We start from the raw sequence: 23,813 nt of genomic DNA on the forward strand, positions 1-23,813 counted from the left end.
TAAGTTAATAATTATTGTACATTGGTTATCTTCTAATTATGTAATCATAATTTTTATTTCCCACTTTTGATTTGTTTTTTTTAACGAATAGCCTATTGTATGATGTACGATATTACAGTTGTATCAATTAGGTCTGATCCAAGTTTATCAAATATCTCATCCCTTGTTTTTTGATCTGCGGTTTCAATTTTATTGTTTCGTATAGTTAAAATAGGATCACTTAGCTTATTTTTAAGGGTAGGGAATTCTTTTTCTACCAATTTCTTTATATAGCTGTATATAGATAATTTGCCACAAATTAAATTTCTATTTATGATCCTTCTACTTCTTATTTTTATTAAATTTTGTTTTCTAATTTTATCAGTTTTATCTAAGGAGATTTTATCTACTGATTCACTCAACAAGGGATCGTTAATTACTTTTAGGATGATAGTATCAAATATTAGTTTGGCCTTTAGTAGCGATTCGTTGTCAACATACATATCATAAAAATTAGAGAAACATCCATTGATAATATCGGTATTAGGTACTAATTTGATCGATTCTACAATTGTTTTTGGTACATTTGAAATGTTTGTAATTAATAGGTTTTTCATTTCATTAAGAAATGAATTTTTTCTTTCTTTATTCATAATTATAATTATTTTTTTTGATGTTTCTGTTCCCAAAGGTATACGTAACTGTATTAGATCTATTAATGTACTATTGCTACAGTTTTTAATGCTAATGATAACTTTATTACAAAATTCACGCAATTTATCTAAAAACTCTTCATTTGATGCATAGGATAACCTTAATTCATCTATGGTCATGCCATTAGTTAGTTTTATTTTTGATCTTGTTTCTTCTTCAATCTCTTTCAGAAAAGGGGAAAATGTTTCCAAAATATAGTTTTTAACATGGTTACACGTTATAGAAATATCAATATCAATTTTTTCTTTTTCACTACTAAGATGTTTTGTTACAGACCGATAGTGCTTTGCTTTATCTATTAAGGAACACTCAAGATCACTTTTGTCAATATCAATTCCTGATAAAGCTAATTTGTATATATAGAGAGGGGATACAGGATCATTGTCCCACTTCAATTTTTTTTGTGGAATAAGTAGTGGTTTTTTTAATAATGATATTTTCATATTATCATTATTATTAGTTGCAGAACTTTTTTCATAGTTACTTTCTGATATGAAATCTTTAGTATGTTTATGAAGGGTAAGTTTTTTATGAATTTTGGCAGATACGCTGTACATATCTGATAAAAGGTATTTAGATAGTAATTTTGCTGTGTGTTTTCCTGGAAAGAATGTCTTTTCCTCGTGTAATACCGAGTGAGATTCTACTTCTATAAATATCTTTGTAAGTAAATTATTGAGAAAATTTAAATTAGATATAAATTTATCATTTGGTAGCTTATTGGAATTAAAAATTAGTTCTAGTTTTCTTATTAATGATTTTTGTAAATGTACATTGTGTATATTTACAAATAATCCGGTGATGATCTCATTGGGATTAAGTTTTTTTAGTTCATGAATAATATTATCAGGTAAATTAGATATTGTTTCTGTAATTAGCAGTTTTATCGCTGAGCATAATTTGTTTTTCTGCTTGTGACTAATGAATAAAAGTTCAGGTGGGTTGAAATAAATAGGGCTCTGAATAATGCTTAAGAAATAATTACTGGGAACTAACTTTATATTTTTTACAATTTCTTCACAGTTTCTACTTAATTTTTCAAAGAAAAGTCTATTTGATACGCAATTATATGCTAAATCTGATAAAAACATCCCGGGATTTATCAATACATTCGTAGTGGTTATGGCATCACTAATGTATGGGGAAATTTTATCCAAAACATATTTGCGCACATTTGAATAAGTTGTGGAGAGGTTAATGGATGACTTTGTGAGTCCCCTATTTGTAATACGATCTCCTAATTCTTCTAATACGCTATTCTTAAACTGGCAATTATTATCTATACTAATTTTTTTAATGGCATATTCATATATATTTGATGTATTTTCTGAAGAAGGTAAGTTAGTTTTACGATACGGTTTTTTTAGACTAAATTCTTTTGTCATTGTTTTTTTTTTTGACGGATCAGTGTTTCTTGTACCGGATGTTGTAACATCTTTTGTACAATTGCTCTTCAATTTAATATTGTCAATTGACCTTCGAGGTTTTGGTATATTTTGACCGAATAACTTAAGTTTTTTATGAAACTTGGAAGATACACCATACATGTCTGCAAATATGTACCTAGATAGTTGTTCTACTGTTGGTTCATCTGGTAAAAAAACTCCGTCATGAAATATACAAGATTTTTTTACTATATTTGCTATTTTTTCTAGTAAATTATTGAACAAATTTAAATTATCATCAAATCTTTTATTTGCAAATTCAAATTCATGTCTATTGGACGCGAATAATAAGCTCATATTTTTTATCAATGATTTCGATGCTAATACACCATGTACATCTGAAAATAAAGAATTAACAATATTTTTTTGATCGATCTTATCAATTTCACAAGCGATGCTGTTGGGTAAATTGGATACCGTATCTATAATTAACTCTTTTAGATCTGGGATAAATTTATCCTTTTTAGTTTTAGAATAAAACCCAATCTTTATGTTAGTAGAATTTTTAGGATCATTTATATTAAAAATGGCAGTACTTTGAAATATACTTGACAAATTATTATTCGGTGTTACTCGTATATCTTTTTTAATTTTTTTACAATACTCTCGTAATTTTTTAAAAAACATACTATTTGATATGCAAATTGCTCGTAGATCTGAAATAGACATTCCAGGACTTATCAATATACCAGAATCAACCGTATCATCTTCAAATAATGAAGACATATTATTTAAGATATACTTGCGTATGTTTGAATAAGTTTGAGAAAGGTTAATGGACGATTTTAATAAATTTCTTCTTTCAATAATTTTACCCATTTTTTTTAATACTATTCTCCTAAATGATCCGTTGTTATCTATACCTATTTTTTTAATGGCATCTATGTATACTATTCTTGAGTTGGATTTTATATGCCACAAATTAGTGTTATGATAAGACCTTAGCCTTATATTCTTTTTAATCGCATTTTTATTGATTGATATTTTTTCAGGTTCTACTCTTCTTGGGTTTTGTGTTATTGATAGTGGCTCATTGTAGGTGAATGTGTTTTTTGCAGTAATATGTTCTGTGGAAGTTAAAGGTAAGGCGTTGCAAGTTTTTTCTGCACACATGATTTCTCTGTTATCACAACGATATAACTTTACACGTATCTCTTTTTTAATTATTTGCCACTCTGGTATTTTATATTTAGGTAAATATTTTTTTGCTTGTCCTATATTTTTCAAATTTGAAGCTGTTATTATCTCTTCTGTATTTTTTTTTAAGTCTATTCTTTTTGGGTTTGGTTCTACTAATATGGATTCATCTTCAATGTATTGACGTTTTAACGCCCTGGATGTATATGGTTGTTTAGATGATAAATTAGGTTCAGCTAATTGAGTCAATTTAAATATATCAGGAGGCAACAAATCTCCTTCATGATTATTCTCTTGGTATGATGTGTCATGAGCACAAAAATTTAAAATGTGAGGGTTATCATCTTTTGGTATAACTCCTATACAACGATTAAACCTATAATTATTACTTTTGTGCAAGTTTTCATAACACACATGTTCGATAGTGTTGTGGTAAGTATCATTTTTAATATCATCAATGTTACTACTGGTAAAATTATTGCTCAAATTATATAAGTACATATGATAAAACCTAGATGATAATTCACTTTAAGTTAGCCTCCAATTGTATACTGGTATTCGTTTTAGCGGAAATAAATTCTATGGAGTTGATTGCGGATAATTATGTAATCATAATTTTTTATTTCCCACTTTTGATTTGTGTTTTTTAACGAATAGCCTATTGTATGATATTACAGTCGTTTCAATTAGGTCTGATCCAAGTTTATCAAATATATCATCCCTTGTTTCTTGATCTGCGGTTTCAATTTTATTGCTTCGTATAGTTAAAATAGGATCACTTAGCTTATCTTTAAGGGTAGGAAACTCTTTTTCTACCAATTTCTTTACATAGCTGTATGTAGATAACTTACCACAAATTAAATTGCTATTTACAATCTTTTTCCTGCTTATTATATTTTGTTTTCTAATTTTATCTAAGGAGATTTTATCTACTGATTCACTCAACAAGGGATCATTAATTACTTTTAGGATGATAGTATCAAATATTAGTTTGGCCTTTAGCAGCGATTCGTTGTCAACATACATATCATAAAAATTAGAGAAACATCCATTGATAATATCGGTATTAGGTACTAATTTGATCGATTCTGCAATTGTTTTTGGTACATTTGAAATGTTTGTAATTAATAGGTTTTTTATTTCCTTAAGAAATGAATTTTTTCTTTCTTTATTCATCATTATTTTTTTTGATATTTCTATTCCAAAAGGTACACGTAACTGTATTATATCTATTAATGTATTATTGCTGCCGTTTTTAATGCTAATGATAACTTTATTACAAAATTCACGCAATTTATCTAAAAACTCTTCATTTGATGCGTAGGATAACCTTAATTCATCTATGGTCATGCCATTAGTTAGTTTTATTTTTGATCTTGTTTTTTCTTCAATCTCTTTCAAAAAAGGGGAAAATGTTTCCAAAATATAATTTTTAACATTGTTATACGTTATAGAAAGATCAATATCTATTTTTTCTTTTCTACTAAGATGTTTTATTACAAACGGATAGTGCTTTGTTTTATCTATGAAGGAAGATTTAAAATTACTTTTGTCAATATCAATTCCTGATAAAGCTAATTTGTATATATATAGAGGTGATACAGGATTAAGGTCCCACTTCAATTTTTTTTGTGGAATAAGTAGTGGTTTTTTTAATAATGATAGTTTCACATTGTCATGAATATTAGTTTCAGAACTTTTTTTATAATTACTTTCTGACATATTATCTTTAATGTTTTTATTAATGGTAAGTTCTTTGTGAATTTTGGTAGGTATGTTGTACATATCTGATAAAAGGTATTTAGATAGTAATTTTGCTGTATGTTCTCCTGGAAATAATGTCTTTCCAGAATGCAATACCGATTGAGATTCTACTTCTATAAATATCTTTGTAAGTAAATTATTGATGAAATTTAAATTAGATATAAATTTATTATCTGGTAGTTTGTTAGAATTAAAAATTAGTTCTAGTTTTCTTATTAATGATTTTTGTAAATGTATATTGTGTATATTTACAAATAATCCATCATAGATCTCATTTGGATTAAATTTTTTGAGCTCATGGATAATATTATTCGGCAAATTAGATATTGTTTCTATAATTAGCAATTTTATTGCTGAGCATAATTTATTTTTCTTGCTAATAATTATTAAACGTTCAGTTGAGGTCAAATAAATACAACTTTGAATAATGCTTGAGAAATAATTACTAGGAACTAACTTTATATTTTTTACAGCTTCTTCACAATTTTTACTTAATTTTTCAAAGAAAATATTATTAGATGCGCAATTATATGCTAGGTCTGATAAAGACATTCCTGGAGTTATCAATACATCAGTAGTGGTTATGGCATCACTAATGTATAGGGAAATTTTATCCAAAACATATTTGCGCACATTCGAATATGTTTTGGAAAGGTTAATGGATGAACTTGTGAATCCCCTAATTGTAATATAATCTCCTAATTCTTCTAATACACTATCCTTAAACCGGGAATTATTATCTATACTAATTTTTTTAATGGCATACTCATATATATTTGATGTATTATCTGCAGAAAGTAAGTTAGCTTTACGATACGGTTTTATACAAAATTCTTTTGTCATTGTTTTTGGTTCTGATGGATAAGTGTTTCTTGTAATTGATTTTCGAGGTTTTTGTGTATTTTGAGCGGGCAATTTAAGTTTTTTATGAAACTTGGAAGATACGCCATACATGTCTGACAACAGGTACTTAGATAGTTGTTCTGCCGTAGATTTATCTGGTAAAAAAACCCCATCATGAAATATACAAAATTTTCTCACTATATTTGCTATTTTTTCTAGTAACTTATTGAATGAATTTAAATTATCATCAAATCTTTTATTTGCAAATTCAAATTCATGTCTATTGGACGCAAATAATAAGTTCATATTTTTTATTAATGATTTCGATACTAATACACCATGTACATCTGAAAATAAAGAATTAACAATTATTTTTGGATCGATCTTTTCAATTTCGGAAATGATACTATTGGGTAAATTAGATATCGTATCTATGATTAACCTTTTTGTATCTGGCATAAATAGATCCTTTTTATAATAAACTCTAACTTTGATATTAGTAGGATTTATATAATCATTTAGATTGAAAGTGGCACTACTTTGAAATATACGTGGCAAATTATTATTCGATGTTAGTTGTATATCCTGTTTAATTTTTTTACAATGCTCTCGTAATTTTTTAAAAAACATATTATTTGATAGGCAGCTTGATCGTAAATCTGAAATAGACATTCCTGGAGTTATCAATATACCTGAATCAATTGTATCATCTTCAAATAATGAAGATATTTTATCTAAGACATACTTTCGTATATTTGAATAAGTCTGAGAAAGGTCAATAGATGATTTTAATAAATTTCTTCTTTCAATAATTTCACTCATTTTTTCTAATACACAATTCTTAAATGATCCGTTGTTATCTATACCTATTTTTTTAATGGCATCTATGTATACTATTCTTGAGTTAGATTTCGCATGCCACAAATTGATGTGATGATGCTGATAATATTTTAGGATTATATTTTTTTTAACCGCATTTATGTTGATTGATATTTTTTCAGGTCCTACTCTTATCAGGTTTTGTGTTATTGACTGTGGTTCATTGTCGATTAATGTGTTTTTTGCAGCGATATGTTCTGTGGGACTTAAAGGCAAGGCGTTGAAAGTTTTTTCTGCACACATGATTTCTCTGGCATCACAACGATATAACTCTATACGTATCTCTTTTTTAATTATCTGCCACTCTGGTATTTTAGATTTAGATAAATATTTTTTTGTTTGTCCTATATTTTTCAAATTTGAAGCTGTTATTATCTCTTTTGTATTTTTTTTAAGATCTATTCTTTTGGGGTTTGGTTCTATTAATATTGATTCATCTTTGATGCATTGGCGTTTTAAAGCACTAGATGTACGGGTTTGATCATTATCAAACCTGTAAATTTTAGACGATAAATTAGGTTTACCTAATTGAGTTAATTTAAATATATCAGGAGGCAATAAATATTCTTCATGATTATTCTCTTGGTATGATGTGTCATGAGTATAAAAACTTAAAGGGTGGGTGTGTTCATCTTTTGGTATAATACCTACACTATGATTAAATCCGTAACCGTAATTGTTACTTTTGTGCGTGTTTTCATAACATACATGTTCAGTAGTATTATCACAGGTATCGTTTTTAATATTTTTATTATCATCAATGCTACTACCCGTAAAATCATTGCTCAAATTATATAAGTACATATGATAAAACCTAAACGAGGATTTACTTTAATTTAGCAATCATTGTACACTCGTCCTAGTTTTAGTGAAAATAAATTATAGGTGGGCATTCCTGATAATGATACTTGATATAGCAATGTATCCATTACTAATCGATTTTATCAAATATCTCATTCCTTGTTTTTTGATCTGCGGTTTCAATTTTGTTGTTTCGTATAATTAAAATGGTGCCACTTAGTTTATCTTTAAAGGTAGGAAATTCTTTTTTTACCAATTTGCTTATATAGCTGTATGTAGACAATTTGCCACAAATTGAATTTCTATTTATTATGATCCTTCTTATCCTATTTTGTTTTCTAATTTTATCTATCCTATCTAAAAAACTTTATCTACTGATTTACTCAACACGGGGTCATTAATCACTTTTTGGGGTAGGGTATCAAATATTAGTTTAGTTTTTAGTAGCGATGCATTGTCAATATATATATCATGAAAATTAGAGAAACATCCATTGATAATACTATTATGAGGTGCTAATTTAATTGATTCTGCAATTGTTTCTGGCATATTTGAAATGTTTCTAATTAATAGGTTTTATATTTCATTAAGAAATCAATTTTTTCTTTCTTTATTCATACGTATTTTTTGATGTTTCTCTTCCTAAAGGTATACGTAACCGTATCAGATCTTCTAATGTAGTACTGACTTGTATATGTTTGAATAAGTTTGAGAGAGGTTAATAGACGGTTTTAATAAATTTCTTCTTTCGATAATTTTACCCATTTTTTTTAATACTATTCTCTTAAATAATCCGTTGTTATCTATAACTGTTTTTTTGATGACATCTATGTATACTATTCTTGAGTTATAGATTTCGTATGCCACAATGATGTGATGATGCTGATAATATTTTAGGATTATATTTTTTTAAGATCTATTCTTTTGGGGTTTGGCTCTATTAATATGGATTCATCTTCAATGTATTGGTGTTTTAAAGCACTATATAGAGGGTTGATCAGTATCAAAGCTGTACATTTTAGATAATAAATTATATTTACCTAGTTGAGTCAATTTAAATATGTCAGGAGGCAATAATTATTACTTTTGTGAAGATATTAATAACATATATGTTCAGTAGTATTATGATAAGTATCATTTTTAATATCATCAATGTTAGCACTTGTAAAATTATTTCTTAAATGAATTTTGTCTAAACTAAATTCTATGGGGTTGCTTGCTGATGATAAAAATTGACAATAATAAATATTGATTACGAATAATTATTTAATTTTTGATTTGTGTTTTTTAACGAATAACCTATTGTATGATATTACAATTGTTTCAACTAGGTCTGATCCAAGTTTATCAAATATCTCATCCCTTGTTTTTTGATCTGCGGTTTCAATTTTATTGTTTCGTATAGTTAAAATATGATCACTTAGACTATCTTTAAGAGTAGGTAATTCTTGTTTTACTAATTTTTTTACATAGTTGTATGTAGATAATTTACCACAAATTAAATTGCTATTTATAATACTTCTCCTTCTTATTCTTATTATATTTTGTTTTCTAATTTTATCAATTATATCTAAGGATATTTTATCTACTGATTCACTCAACAAAGGGTCATTAATCACTTTTAGGGGTATAGTATCAAATATTAGTTTAGCCTTTAGTAGCGATTCATTGTCAACATACATATCATAAAAATTAGAGAAAAATCCATTGATAATATCGGCATGAGGTAGTAATTTAATCGATTCTGAAAGTACTTCTGGAATATTTGAAATGTTTGTAATTAACAGTTTTTTTATTTCATTAAGAAATGAATTTTTTCTTCCTTTCTTCATCCGTATTTTTTTTGATATTTCTGTTCCTAAAGGTACATTTGACTGTATCAGATCTGTTAATATAGTATTTCTAGGGTTCTTGATGCTAATGATAACTTTATTACAAAATTCACGCAATTTATCTAAAAACTCTTCATTTGATGCGTAGGATAACCTTAACTCATCTATGGTCATGCCATTAGTTAGTTTTATTTTTGATCTTGTTTCTTCTTCAATTTCTTTCAGAAAAGGGGAAAATGTTTCCAAAATATAATTTTTAACATTGGTATACGTTATAGAAAGATCAATATCGATTTTTTCTTTTTCACTAAGATGTTTTATCACAGACCAATAGTGCTTTGATTTATCTATGAAGGAGGATTTAAAATTACTTTTGTCAATATCAATTCCTGATAAAGCTAATTTGTATATATAGAGAGGTGATACGGGATTATGGTTCCACTTCAATTTTTTTTGTGGAATAAGTAGTGAGTGGTTTTTTAATAATGATATTTTCATATTATCATGAATATTAATCTCAGAACTTTTTTCATAATTACTTTCTGATGTGCCATCTTTGGTATGTTCATGAAGGCTAAGTTTTTTATGAATTTTGGTAGATATGTTGTACATATCTGATAAAATGTATTTAGATAGTAATTTTGCTGTATGTTCTCCTGGAAATAATGTCTTTCCAGAATGCAATACCGGGTGAGATTCTACTTCTATAAATATCTTTGTAAGTAAATTATTGAGAAAATTTAAATTAGATATAAATTTATCATCTGGTAGCTTGTTAGAATTAAAAATTAGTTCTATTTTTCTTATTAATGATTTTTGTAAATACACATTATGTATATTTACAAATAATCCATCTGTGATCTCATGGGGATTAAATTTTTTGATCTCATGGATAATATTATTCGGCAAATTAGATATTGTTTCTGTAATTAGCAATTTTGTTGATGAGCATAATTTATTTTTTTTGTTAGTAATTACTAATCGTTCAGGTGAGTCAAAATAAATACAACTTTGAATAATGCTTGAGAAATAATTGCTAGGAATTAACTTTATATTTTTTACAGTTTCTTCGCAATTTTTACTTAGTTTTTCAAAGAAAAGGCTATTTGATACGCAACTGTATACTAAGTCCGATAAAGACATACCGGGAACTATCAATACATCAGTAGTGGTTATGGCATCACTAATATACGGGGAAATTTTATCCAAAACATATTTGCGTACATTTGAATAGGTTTTGGAGAGGTTAATGGATGATTTTGTGAATCCCCTAATTGTAATATAAGCTACTAATTCTTCTAATACACTATCCTTAAACTGGAAATTATTATCTATACTAATTTTTTTAATGGCACATTCGTATATATTTGATGTATTGCCTGCAGAAAGTATGTTAGTTTTACGATACGGTTTTATACCAAATTCTTTTATCATTTTTTTTTGTTCTGATGGATCAGTGTTTCTTGTAAGGGATGTTGTTACATCTTTTGTGCTATTGCTCTTAAAGTTAATATTATCAATTGACCCTATAGGTTTTTGTATATTTTGAGCGGGCAATTTAAGTTTTTTATGAAACTTGGAAGATACGCCATACATGTCTGACAACAGGTACTTAGATAGTTGTTCTACCGTAGATTCATCTGGCAAAAAAACCCCGTCATGAAATATGCAAAATTTTCTTACTATATTTGCTATTTTTCCTAGTAACTTATTGAACGAATTTAAATTATCATCAAATCTTTTATTTGCAAATTCAAATGCGTGTCTATTAGACGCAAATAATAGTTTCATATTTTTTATCAATGATTTTGATACTAATACACCATGTACGCCTGAAAATAAAGAATTAACAATGTTTTTTGGGTCAATTTTTTCAATTTCGTAAATGATGCTGTTGGGTAAATTAGATACCGTATCTATGATTAATTCTTCTAGATCAGGGATAAATCTATGCTTTGGGGGCTTAAATTTAATCTTTGGTTTAGTTGAATTTAAGTAACAACTATTGTTTAGAATAATATAACTTTGAAATATACGTGACAAATTATTATTAGGGGTTACTCGTATATCCTTTTTAACTTTTTTGCAATGCTCTCGTAATTTTTTAAAAAACATATTATTTGATACGCAACTTGATCGTAGATCTGAAATAGACATTCCTGGAGTTATCAATATACCTGTATCAATTGTATCATCTTCAAATAATGAAGATGTCTTATATAAAACATATTTGCGTATGTTTGAATAAGTTTGAGAAAGGTCAATATGGTATTTTAATAAATTTCTTCTTTCAATAATTTTACCCATTTTTTTTAATACGCTTCTCTTAAATAATCCGTCATTATCTATACCTATTTTTTTAATGGCATCTATGTATAATATTCTTGAGTTAGATTTTGTATGCCACAAATTAGTGTTATGATACGATGTTATTATTGTATTATTTTCAATCGCATTTTTGTTGATTGATACTTTTTCAGGTTCTACTCCTCTTAGGTTTTGTGCTATTGACTGCGGTTCATTGTCGGTTAATGTGTTTTTTGCAGTAGTATGTTCTGTGGAAGTTGAAGGCAAGGCGTTGCAAGTTTTTTCTGCACACATGATTTCTCTAACATTACAACGATATAACTTTGTACGTATCTCTTTTTTAATTATCGGCCACTCTAGTGTTTTAGATTTAGGTAAATATTTTTTTGTTTGTCCTATATTTTTCAAATTTGAAGCTGTTATTATCTCTCCTGTATTTTTTTTAAGGTCTGGTCTTTTTGGATTTTGGTCTATTAATATGGATTCACATTCAATGTATTGACGTTTTAAGGTATTAAATTCTTCATATGGTTGTTTAGATGATAGATTAGGTTCATCTAATTGAGTCAATTTAAATATATCAGGAGGCAATAAATCTTCTTCATGATTATTCCCTTGGTATGATGTGTCATGAGTACAAAAACTTAAAGGGTAGGTGTGATCATCTTTTGGTACAACACCTACACTATGACTAAGTTCATAATTGTTACTTTTGTTAAGATCTTCGTAACATACATGTTCAGTAGTGTTATCATACGTATCGTTTTTAATATTTTTATTGTCATCGATGTTACTACTCGTAAAATCATTGCTCAAATTATATAGATACATATGATAAAACCTAAACGAGGATTTACTTTGATTTAGCAGTCATTGTACACTCCTCCTAGTCTTAGTGAAAATAAATTAGAGGGGCATACCTGATAATGATACTTGATATAGCAATTATCCATTACTAATGGTTATGTAATCTAAGGCATTTATTTAAATATATAAAGTTACGCTAATCATGATTTTTTAGTTCTCACTTTTGATTTGTATTTTTTAACGAATAACCTATTGTATGATATTACAGCTGTTTCAATTAGGTCTGATTCAAGTTTATCAAATATCTCGTCCCTTATTTTTTGATCTGCAGTTTCAATTTTATTGTTTCGTATGATAAAAATATGATCACTCAGCTTATCTTTAAGGATAGGAAATTCTTTTTCTACCAATTTATTTAGATATCTGTGCATAGGTAATTCACCACAAATTAAATTGCTATTTATAATCCTTATCCTTCTCTTTTTTATCATTATTCTATTTCGTTTCATAGTTTTATCAATCTTATCTAATGATTCACTCAACAAAGGGTCATTAATCACTTTTAGGGTTATAGTATCAAATATTATTTTAGCCTTTAGTAGCGATTTATTGTCAACATACATATCATAAAAATTAGAGAAATATCCATTGATAATATCAGCATGAGGTACTAATTTGATCGATTCTGCAATTGTTTTTGGTACATTTGAAATGTTTGTAATTAATAGTTTTTCCATTTCATTAAGAAATGAATTTTTTCTTTCTTTGTTCATCATTATTTTTTTTGATATTTCTATTCCCAAAGGTATACGTAACTGTATTAGATCTATTAATGCATTATTGCTACCGTCTTTAATGCCAATGATAACCTTATTGCAAAATTCACGCAATTTATCTAAAAACTCTTGATTTGATGCATAGGATAATACTAACTCATCTATGGTCATGCCATTAGTTAGTTTTATTTTTGTTCTTGTTTCTTCTTCAATCTCTTTCAGAAAAGGGGAAAATTTTTTCAAAATATAATTTTTAACATTGGTATACGTTATAGAAAGATCAATATCTATTTTTTCTTTTCTACTAAGATATTTTGCTATAGACCGATAGTGCTTTGATTTATCTATGAAGGAACATTCAAAATCACTTTTATCAATATCAATTCTTGATAAAGCTAATTTGTATATAGAGATGGGCGATATAGGATCATGGTCCCACTTCAATTTTTTTTGTTGAGGAATAAGTAGTGGGTTATTTAACGATGATATTTTCATATTGTAACAAACATTAGTTTCAGAACTTTTTTCATAATTACTTTCTGACATATTATCTTTAATGTGTTTGTTCAGGGTAAGTTTTTTGTGAATTTTGGTAGGTATGCTGTACATATCTGATAAAAGGTATTTAGATAGTAGTTTTGCTGTATGTTCTCCTGGAAAGAATATCTTTCCCTCATGTAATACCGGGTGAGATTCTACTTCTATAAATATCTTTGTAAGTAAATTGTTGAGTAAGTTTAAATTAGATATAAATTTATTATCTGATAATTTGTTAGAATTAAAAATTAGTTCGAGTTTTCTTATTAATGATTTTTGTAAATGTACATTATGTATATTTACAAATAATCCATCTGTGATCTCATTGTGATTAAATTTTTTGATTTCATGGATAATATTATTCGGCAAATTAGATATTGTTTCTGTAATTAGCAGTTTTATCGCTGAGCATAATTTATTTTTCTTTCTAGTACTTATTAAACGTTCAGGTGAGTTAAAATAAATATGACTCTGAATAATGCCTGAGAAATAATTACTAGGAACTAACTTTATATTTTTTACAGCTTCTTCACAGCTTTTACTTAATTTTTCAAAGAAAATACTATTTGATGCGAAATTATATGCTAAATCTGATAAAGATATTCCCGGAGTTATCAATACATCAGTAGTGGTTATGGCATCACTAATGTATGGGGAAATTTTATCCAAAACATATTTGCGCACATTTGAATAAGTTGTGGATAGGTTAATGGATGACTTTGTGAGCCCCCTAGTTGTAATATAAGCTCCTAATTCTTCTAATACATTATCCTTAAACCGGAAATTATTATCTATACTAATTTTTTTAATGGCACATTCGTATATATTTGATGTATTACCTGCAGAAAGTAAGTTAGTTTTACGATACGGTTTTTTTAGACCGAATTCTTTTGTCATCGTTTCTTGTTTTGATTGGTCAGTGTCTCTTGTAATGGGTGTTGTCATGTCTTTTGTATAATTGCTCTTCAAGTTAACATTGTCAATTGATCCTTGAGGTTTTTGTATGTTTTGATTTAGTAAATTAAGTTTTTTATGAAACTTGGAAGATACACCATACATGTCTGACAACAGGTACTTAGATAGTTGTTCTACTGTAGATTCATCTGGTAAAAAAAAACCGTCATGAAATATACAAAATTTTCTTACTATATTTGCTATTTTTCCTAGTAGCTTATTGAACGAATTTAAATTATCATAAGATCTTTTATTTGCAAATTCAAATTCGTGTCTATTGGACGTAAATAATAGTTTAATATTTTTTATCAATGATTTTGATACTAACACACCATGTACACCTGAAAATAAAGAATTAACAATGTTTTTTGGGTCAATTTTTTCAATTTCGTAAATGATGCTGTTGGGTAAATTAGATACCGTATCTATGATTAATTCTTTCAGATCGGGGATAAATCTATCCTTTTTTGGCTGAAATCTAATCTTGGGTTCAGTTGAATTTAAGTAACCACTATTATTTAAAATAATATTACTTTGAAATATACGTGACAAATTATTATTAGGGGTTACTCGTATATCCTTTTTAATTTTTCCGCAATGCTCTCGTAGTTTTTTTAAAAAAATACTATTTGATATGAAACTTGATCGTAGATCTGAAATAGACATTCCTGGAGTTATCAATATGCCTGTATCAATTGTATCATCTTCAAATAATGAAGATATCTTATATAAGACATATTTGCGTATGTTTGAATAAGTTTGAGAAAGGTCAATATGCGATTTTAATAAATTTCTTTCTTCAATAATTTTACCCATTTTTTTTAATACGCTTCTCTTAAATAATCCGTCATTATCTATGCCTATTTTTTTAATGGCATCTATGTATACTATTCTTGAGTTAGATTTTGTATGCCACAAATTATTGATACGATAAGATGTTAGTCTTATATTTTTTTTAACCTCATTTTTGTTGATTGATATTTTTTTAAGGTCTATTCTTTTTGGATTTGGTTTTATTAATATAGATTCCTCTTCAATGTATTGACGTTTTAAAGCACTAGATGTAGATGGTTGATTAGTATCGAAACTGTAAATTTTAGATGATAAATTAAGCTCACCTAATTGAGTCAATTTAAATATATCAGGAGGCAATAAATCTTCTTCATGATTATTATCTTGGTATGATGTGTCATGAGTACAAAAACTTAAAGGGTAGGCGTGATCATCTTTTGGTACAACACCTACACTATGACTAAATTCATAATTGTTACTTTTGTGCAGATCTTCGTAACATACATGTTCAGTAGTGTTATCATAAGTATCATTTTTAATATTTTTATTGTCATCGATGTTACTATTCGTAAAATCATTGCTCAAATTATATAGATGCATATAATAAAACCTAAACGAGGATCTACTTTGATTTAGCAATCATTGTACACTCCTCCTAGTCTTAGTGAAAATAAATTATATGGTGGCATACCTGATAATGATACTTGATATAGAAATGTATCCATTACTAATGATTATGTGATCTGAGATTTTATTTAAAAATATAAAGTTATGATAATCATAATTTTATATTTGCCGATTTTGATTTGTATTTTTTAATGAACAACTTATTGTATGATATTATGGCAGTTTCAATTAGGTCTGATCCGAGTTTGTAAAATATCTCATTCCTTGTTTTTCGATCTGCGGGTTCAATTTTATTGTTTCGTATAATTAAAATAGTGCCACTTAGTTTATCTTTAAGGGTAGGAAGTTCTTTTTCTTCCAATTTTGTTATATAGCTGTATGTAGACAATTTTCCACAAATTGAATTTCTATTTATTATGATCCTTCTTATTCTATTTTGTTTTCTAATTTTATCTGCTGATTTATTCAACACGTGGTCGTTAATCACTTTTAGGATTATAGTATCAAATATTAGTTTAGTTTTTAGTAGCGATGCATTGTCAATATACATATCATGAAAATTAGAGAAACATCCATTGATAATACTAGTATGAGGTGATAATTTGATCGATTCTGCAATTGCTTCTGGCATATTTGAAATGTTTGTAATTAATAGATTTTCTACTTCATTAAGGCTTGGTTCTATTAATATGGATTCATCTTCAATGTATTGGCGTTTTAAATCATTAGATGTAGATGGTTGATCAGTACAAAACTGTATATATTATATAATAAATTAAATTTACCTAGTTGAGTCAATTTAAATATGTCAGAAGGCAATAATTATTACTTTTGTGCAGGTCTTCATAACATACATGTTCAGTAGTGTTATTATAAGTACCATTTTTAATATTTTTATTGTTATCGATGTCATTACTTGTAAAATCATTTCTTAAATTATATAGATAAATATGATAAAACCTAAACGAGGATTTACTTTGATTTAGCAATCATTGTGCACTCTTCCTAGTCTTAGTGAAAATAAATTATAGGGGGCATACCTGATAATGATACTTGATATATCAATTATCCATTACTAATGGTTATGTGATCTGATGTTTTATTTAAAAATATAAAGTTATGATAATCATAATTTTTTATTTGCCACTTTTGATTTGTATTTTTTAATGAACAACTTATTGTATGATATTATGGTGGTTTCAATTAGGTCTGATCCGAGTTTATCAAGTATCTCATTCCTTGTTTTTTGATCTGCGGTTTCAATTTTGTTGTTTCGTATAATTAAAATAGTGCCACTTAGTTTATCTTTAATGGTAGGAAATTCTTTTTCTACCAATTTGGTTATATAGCTGTATGTAGACAATTTTCCACAAATTGAATTTCTATTTATCATGATCCTTCTTATTCTATTTTGTTTTCTAATTTTATCAATCATATCTAAGGAAATTTTATCTACTGATTTACTCAACACGGGGTCGTTAATCACTTTTTGGGGTATAGTATCAAATATTAGTTTAGTTTTTAGTAGCGATGAATTGTCAATATACATATCATGAAAATTAGAGAAACATCCATTGATAATACTAGTATGAGGTGCTAATTTGATCGATTCTGCAATTGCTTTTGGCATATTTGAAATGTTTGTAATTAATAGGTTTTCTATTTCATTAAGAAATGAATTTTTTCTCTCTTTGTTCATACGTATTTTTTTTGATGTTTCTATTCCTAAAGGTACACGTAACTGTATCAGATCTTCTAATGTAGTACTGCTATGATTATTGATACTATTTATCACCTTAGTACAAAATTCACGCAATTTATCTAAAAACTCTTCATTTGATGCGTAAGCTAACCTTAATTCATCTATAGTCATGCCATTAGTTGGTTTTATTTTTTCTCTTGTTTCTTCTTCAATCTCTTTCAGAAAAGGGGAAAATTTTTCCAAAATATAGTTTTTAACATTGTTATACGTTATAGAAAGATCAATATTAATTTTTTCTCTTTTGCTAAGGTATTTTATTACTAACGGATAGTTCTTAGATTTATCTATGAAGGAACATTCAAAATTATTTTTATCAATGTCAATTCTTGATAAAGCTAATTTGTATACATATAAAGGTGATATAGAATCGGGGTTCCAGTTCAATTTTTTTGGTGGAATAACTATTGATTTTTTTAATAATGATGACCCCATATTATCACGAATATTGATAGATATGCCATAAAGGTCTGATAAAAGGTATTTAGACAATAGTTTTGCTGTAGATTCTCCTGGGAAAAAGGTTTTTCCTGCATGTAATAAGGGGTGTGTTTTTACCTCTCCCAACAGTTTTTTAAGTAATTTATTGACTAAATTTAAATTAGGCTTAAATTTATTACCTGCTCGTTTGTTAGAATTAAAAATTAGTTCTAGTTTTCTTATTAATGATTTTTGTAAATATACGTTATGTATGTTTACAAATAATCCATCAGCGATCTCATTTGGATTAAATTTTTTGAGCTCATGGATAATATTATTCGGCAAATTAGATATTGTTTCTGTAATTAGCAGTTTTATCGCTGAGCATAATTTATTTTTCTTGTGAGTAATTAGTAAACGTTCATGTGAGTCCAAATAAATGTGACTTTGAATTATTCTTAAGAAATAATTATCAGGAACTAAATTTATATTTTTTACAGCTTCTTCACAATTTTTACTTAATTTTTCAAAGAAAAGATTATTTAATACGCAATTATATGCTAAGTCTGATAAAGACATCCCGGGAGTTATCAATATATCTGTAGTGGTTATGGCATCACTAATGTATGGGGAAATTTTATTTAAAATATATTTGCGCACATTTGAATAAGTTGTGGAGATATTAATGGATGACTTTGTGAATCCCCTGCTTGTAATATAAGCGCTTAATTCCTCTAATACGATATTCTTAAATAGGTAATTATTATCTATACTAATTTTTTTAATGGCATCTTCATATATATTTGATGTATTCTCTGCAGAAATTAAGTTAGTTTTACGATACGGTTTTAGACCTAATTCTTTTATCATTGTTTTTTGTTCTGATGGATCAATATTTATTGTAACGGATGTTGTCATATTTTTTGTATAATTACTCTTCAAGTTAACATTGTCAATTGAGTCTAGAGGTTTTGGTATGTTTTGGGCTGGTAATTTAAGTTTTTTATGAAACTTGGAAGATATGCCATACATGTCTGACAATAGGTACTTAGATAGTTTTTCTACCGTAGATTCATCTGGCAAAAAAACTCCATCATGAAATATACAAAATTTTCTTACTATATTTGCTATTTTTTCTAGTAACTTATTGAATGAATTTAAATTATCATCAAATCTTTTATTTGCAAATACAAATTCATGTCTGTTGGATGTAAATAATAAGTTCATATTTTTTATTAACGATTTCGATGCTAATACACCATGCACATCCGAAAATAAAGAATTAATAATGCTTTTGGGATCGATCTTTTCAATTTCGGAAATGATGTTGTTGGGTAAATTAGATGTTGTATCTATGATTAACTCTTTTAGATCTGGGATAAATCTATCTTTTTTAGAATAAAATTTAACTTTGATATTAGTCGGATTTGTGGTGCTATTTAGATTGAAAATGGCACCACTTTGAAATATACGTGACAAATTATTATTAGGGGTTAGTCGTATATCCTTTTTAATTTTTTCACAATACTTCCGTAATTTTTTAAAAAACATATCATTTGATATGCAACTTGATCTTAGATCTGAAATAGACATTCCAGGAGTTATCAATATACCAGAATCAACTGTACCATCTTCAAGTAATGAAGATATCTTATCTAAGACATATTTGCGTATGTTTGAATAAGTTGGAGAAAGGTTAATAGATGATTTTAATAAATTTCTTCTTTCAACAGTTTTACCTATTTTTTCTAATACGCGTCTCTTAAATAATTCATTGTTATCTATGACTATTTTTTTAATGGCATCTATGTATACTATTCTTGAGTTGGTTTTTGTATACCACAAATTGATGTGATGATGCTGATAAGGCTTTAGGATTATATTTTTTTTGATTGATATTTTTTTAGGTTCTACTATTCCTAGTTCTGGTGTTATTGATAGCGTTTTATTGTCAGTGAGTGTACTTTTTTCGGCTACATATTCTGTAGATAAAGATGATGTGTTGCAAGTTCTTTCTACACACATGATTTCTCTGGTATTGCAACTATTTGATTCTGTAGGTATTTCTTTTTTAATTATAGGCTGCTTGGGTATTTTAGATTTATCTAAATGTTTTTTTGTTTGTTCAATATGTTTCAAATTTGAAGCTGTTGTTATTTTTTCTGTAAAAGCTAGTGATGCTATGTAATTTTTTTCACTGCCCATGATTTGTTTAAGGCATATTACTTTGGATATTGGTTCTATTAATATGGATTCATCTCCAATGTATTGACGTTTTAAAGCACTAGATGTGGATGGTTGATCAGTATTAGATTCATTTAATTGAGGCAATTTAAATATATCAGGAGGAGATAAATCTTCTTCATTAGTATTATCTTGGTATGGTGTGTCATGAGTACAAAAATTTAAAATGTGTGTGTGGGGATCATCTTTTGCTATAACACCTACACAATGGTTAAATCCATACTCTCTACTTGTGCGCAGGTCTTCAACATACACATGATCAGTCGTGTTATCATGTGTATCGTTTCTAACATTTTTGTTATCACCAATGTTACTTTCTGTAAGATTATTGCTTGAATGATATGGATACATTAATAAAACCTAAATGACGATTTACTTTAAGTTAGCATCTATTTTACCTTGGTCATGATTTTAAGTGGAAATAAATTCTGCGTAGTTGATTCCTTATGATAAAACTTGACAATAACATATAGTTATTGCAATTAATTCTAATTTAATCAATCCTATCTAAGTAAATTTTATCTATTTATTTACTCAACAAGTGGTCGTTAATCACTTTTAGTGGGATAGTATCTAATATTAGTTTAGCACTTTAGTAGTGCTGTATTGTTCTTAAATAATTAGTTGTTATCTATGACTATTATTAGGTTTTATGTTATTGATAGTGGTTCATTGTCTGTGAATGCCATTTTTGCAGTAATATGAATGGATTAGCGTTTTAACACACTAGATGCACAAGGTATTTTAGATGATAGATTATGCTCATATAATTGAGGCAATCTAAATATATCATGAGTACAAAAAATTAAAAATAGGGTAGATAGCTCATCTTTTGGTATAACTCCTACACAATGGTTGAGGCTATAATTGTTACTTGTGTTCTAGTTTTAATTATATGCATAATCAGTAGTGTTATCATGAGTATCATCATGTTACTCCTCGTATGATATAGGCACTTTTGCTTAAACACATAAAGTTATGATAATCATAATTTTTTAGTACAAACTTTTGATTTGTATTTCTTAACGAATAATTTGTTGTATGATATTACAGCTGTTTCAATTAGGTCTGATTCAAGTTTATAAAATATCTCATCCCTTGTTTTTTGATCTGCGATTTCAATTTTATTGTTTCGCATAGTTAAAATGGGACCACTTATATTATCTTTAAGGGTAGGAAATTCTTTTTCTACCAATTTCTTTATATAGTTGTATATAGGTAACTTGCCACAAATTAAATTGCTATTTATAATCCTCCTCCTTCTCTTTCTTATTCTTATCATATTTTGTTTTCTAATTCTATCAATCATATCTAAGGAGATTTTATCTACTGATTCACTTAACAAGGGGTCGTTAATCACTTTTAGGGATACGGTATCAAATATTAGTTTAGCCTTTAGTAGCGATTTATTGTCGACATAGATATCATAAAAATTAGAGAAACATCCATTTATAATATCGGCATGAGGTACTAATTTGATCGATTCTGCAATTGTTGTTTTGGGTATATTTGAAATGTTTGTAATTAACAGTTTTTTCATTTCATTAAGAAACAAGTTTTTTCTTTCTCTAGTCATTCGTATTAGTTTTGATATTTCTGCTCCTAAAGGTACACAGTACTGTATTAGATCTACTAATGTACTATTGCTGCAATTTTCAATGCTAATGATAACTTTATTACAAAATTTACGCAATTTATCTAAAAACTCTTCATTTGATGCGTAGGATAACCTTAATTCATCTATGGTCATGCCATTAGTTAGTTTTATTTTTGATCTTGTTTCTTCTTCAATCTCTTTCAGAAAAGGGGAAAATGTTTCCAAAATATAATTTTTATATTATCACACAATTTTATCGATACCATTATTGGTACTTTTTGTGTTCTACTTATTTTATTTTTCATATGTAGAAATAGATCAATTATCAGATTCATAAAATTGTTGTGTGCTAGAATTGCGCGGTTGTTACGATTATTAGATGCTGATCGAGGTGTTGATTTATAAAACAATTCATGTTTTATATCTACGGCTAATTGTCTGAAAGGGAGCGTTAATGCGTGGCGTTGTGTCTCATTGTCATTCGAGTTTACATCTAGAAGATGAGTTAGAGATTGTAGATGAATCTGATCTTTCTGATTCAATGAATGTTGTTCCAAGTTCTAATAGAGAAAGGTCATCTGTATTACCATCTCCAGTAAGTTTTTTTAATTTCAGTCTTTATTATAGGAAATTTGTTTCAACTTTGATGTTTTTTTATTTCTATCTAATCTCACTTACTAATGGAAGCATTGATAGCTACATAGAGGATAATAAAGTTAGTATGTGTGCTCTTGATGCTGCTGACAGAGTGCTTTCCGAGGATTACAGGGGTATAGGGTATGGGTATAATAGATATCATTCTTTAGGGATATTATCATCTATTGTTATTAGAGATAGTATGGAGGTAGATGCTAATAGATTAAAGACGTTTTTGGATTATTGGATGGGTGAATTAAATCGCACATCCATAAGTGACTTTTATAAAGTTAAATCAATGCTGGAAAACGGTACTACTAATATTGATCTTTGTCCATACCTTAGTGAATATTTAGAGCATTTGAATGATTCCATTTATAAAAAAGAAACAAAAGATGGTAGTCCTGTTGTGGATGGTTTTGAAATTCCCGTGCATGGTTCCGTGCATGGATATGACGATTATTCGTTAATAGTAACATCTGTAGTTGGTATATTTATTGTGGTTATCGTAGCTTTTTTTTGTCTGAGTATGAATGAGAGAATTGTAGGTTTAAGATCGTTATTTTTTTCTAAAGTTGAAAGATTATTTACAGGAGGCCATTTGTCCCGGAGTCATTATAATCGTGATTGCGTAAAGTTTATAGAGATTATAGATAATGGAGAATTTGAAGGTGAACTAGAAGAAAGTAATCTTTCTGTGTTAGTTGATGAAAATATTGAATCCACTGAGAGAAATGGTGGATTTGTGAGGGCGATATATAATGAAGGATTTAAAGATGATGAATTAGATGAAGGTGGTGTTGCTGTACTCGTTGATGAAGATGCGAAAGAAGTGATTAGACCCACTGAGGGCAATGTGGGGATAATTGTAAAAGCCCAAGTGCATGCTGCTTATTAATAAAAAATTTATAATACGCTGGTGCAGAAACACATACTATGGATGGTGATAAAATTTGACACAGC

Annotated in this window: 9 protein-coding genes; 1 reads left to right on the forward strand and 8 read right to left on the reverse strand. The window is 27.7% G+C overall.

Annotated elements, in window-relative coordinates; translation table 11 throughout:
- Positions 1-92: 92 nt before the first annotated feature.
- The 8 genes from Arg41_RS05110 to Arg41_RS05145 form a co-directional block, all read right to left on the reverse strand.
- Complete coding sequence (locus tag Arg41_RS05110; protein ID WP_092490544.1) at positions 93-3,776, reverse strand: hypothetical protein; 3,684 nt, start codon at positions 3,774-3,776, stop codon at positions 93-95.
- A 108-nt stretch (positions 3,777-3,884) separates the two neighbouring features.
- Positions 3,885-7,565 (reverse strand): hypothetical protein, encoded by a 3,681-nt coding sequence (locus Arg41_RS05115; protein WP_092490545.1) that lies wholly within the window; start codon positions 7,563-7,565, stop codon positions 3,885-3,887.
- 354 nt (positions 7,566-7,919) lie between these two features.
- The gene (locus tag Arg41_RS05120) at positions 7,920-8,111 is read right to left on the reverse strand and encodes a hypothetical protein (RefSeq protein ID WP_092490546.1); all 192 of its coding nucleotides are present in this window, start codon (positions 8,109-8,111) and stop codon (positions 7,920-7,922) included.
- A 713-nt stretch (positions 8,112-8,824) separates the two neighbouring features.
- Entirely contained in the window at positions 8,825-12,532 is a 3,708-nt protein-coding gene (locus Arg41_RS05125; RefSeq protein WP_092490547.1) for a hypothetical protein, read from the reverse strand.
- 176 nt (positions 12,533-12,708) lie between these two features.
- Entirely contained in the window at positions 12,709-16,167 is a 3,459-nt protein-coding gene (locus Arg41_RS05130) for a hypothetical protein (protein ID WP_092490548.1), read from the reverse strand.
- 178 nt (positions 16,168-16,345) lie between these two features.
- Positions 16,346-16,825 (reverse strand): hypothetical protein, encoded by a 480-nt coding sequence (locus Arg41_RS05135; protein WP_141663243.1) that lies wholly within the window; start codon positions 16,823-16,825, stop codon positions 16,346-16,348.
- Between the two features lie 495 nt (positions 16,826-17,320).
- Entirely contained in the window at positions 17,321-20,968 is a 3,648-nt protein-coding gene (locus Arg41_RS05140) for a hypothetical protein (protein ID WP_092490549.1), read from the reverse strand.
- A 634-nt stretch (positions 20,969-21,602) separates the two neighbouring features.
- Entirely contained in the window at positions 21,603-22,439 is an 837-nt protein-coding gene (locus Arg41_RS05145; protein WP_092490550.1) for a hypothetical protein, read from the reverse strand.
- Positions 22,440-22,668: 229 nt separating this feature from the next.
- Between Arg41_RS05145 and Arg41_RS05150 the strand changes: the two genes are divergently transcribed.
- Entirely contained in the window at positions 22,669-23,748 is a 1,080-nt protein-coding gene (locus Arg41_RS05150) for a hypothetical protein (protein WP_092490551.1), read from the forward strand.
- Positions 23,749-23,813: the final 65 nt, after the last annotated feature.

Origin of the sequence: Candidatus Ichthyocystis hellenicum (assembly GCF_001460935.1) — a bacterium.
Lineage (GTDB): Bacteria > Pseudomonadota > Gammaproteobacteria > Burkholderiales > 2013Ark19i > Ichthyocystis > Ichthyocystis hellenicum.

Excerpts from the sequence above, each read along its gene's own strand:
- Arg41_RS05135 (WP_141663243.1), bottom strand. The coding sequence starts at position 16,825 with ATGCCAGAAGCAATTGCAGAATCGATCAAATTATCACCTCATACTAGT.
- Arg41_RS05130 (WP_092490548.1), bottom strand. The coding sequence starts at position 16,167 with ATGCATCTATATAATTTGAGCAATGATTTTACGAATAGTAACATCGAT.
- Arg41_RS05150 (WP_092490551.1), top strand. The coding sequence starts at position 22,669 with ATGCGTGGCGTTGTGTCTCATTGTCATTCGAGTTTACATCTAGAAGAT.
- Arg41_RS05110 (WP_092490544.1), bottom strand. The coding sequence starts at position 3,776 with ATGTACTTATATAATTTGAGCAATAATTTTACCAGTAGTAACATTGAT.
- Arg41_RS05125 (WP_092490547.1), bottom strand. The coding sequence starts at position 12,532 with ATGTATCTATATAATTTGAGCAATGATTTTACGAGTAGTAACATCGAT.
- Arg41_RS05115 (WP_092490545.1), bottom strand. The coding sequence starts at position 7,565 with ATGTACTTATATAATTTGAGCAATGATTTTACGGGTAGTAGCATTGAT.
- Arg41_RS05120 (WP_092490546.1), bottom strand. The coding sequence starts at position 8,111 with ATGCCAGAAACAATTGCAGAATCAATTAAATTAGCACCTCATAATAGT.
- Arg41_RS05140 (WP_092490549.1), bottom strand. The coding sequence starts at position 20,968 with ATGTATCCATATCATTCAAGCAATAATCTTACAGAAAGTAACATTGGT.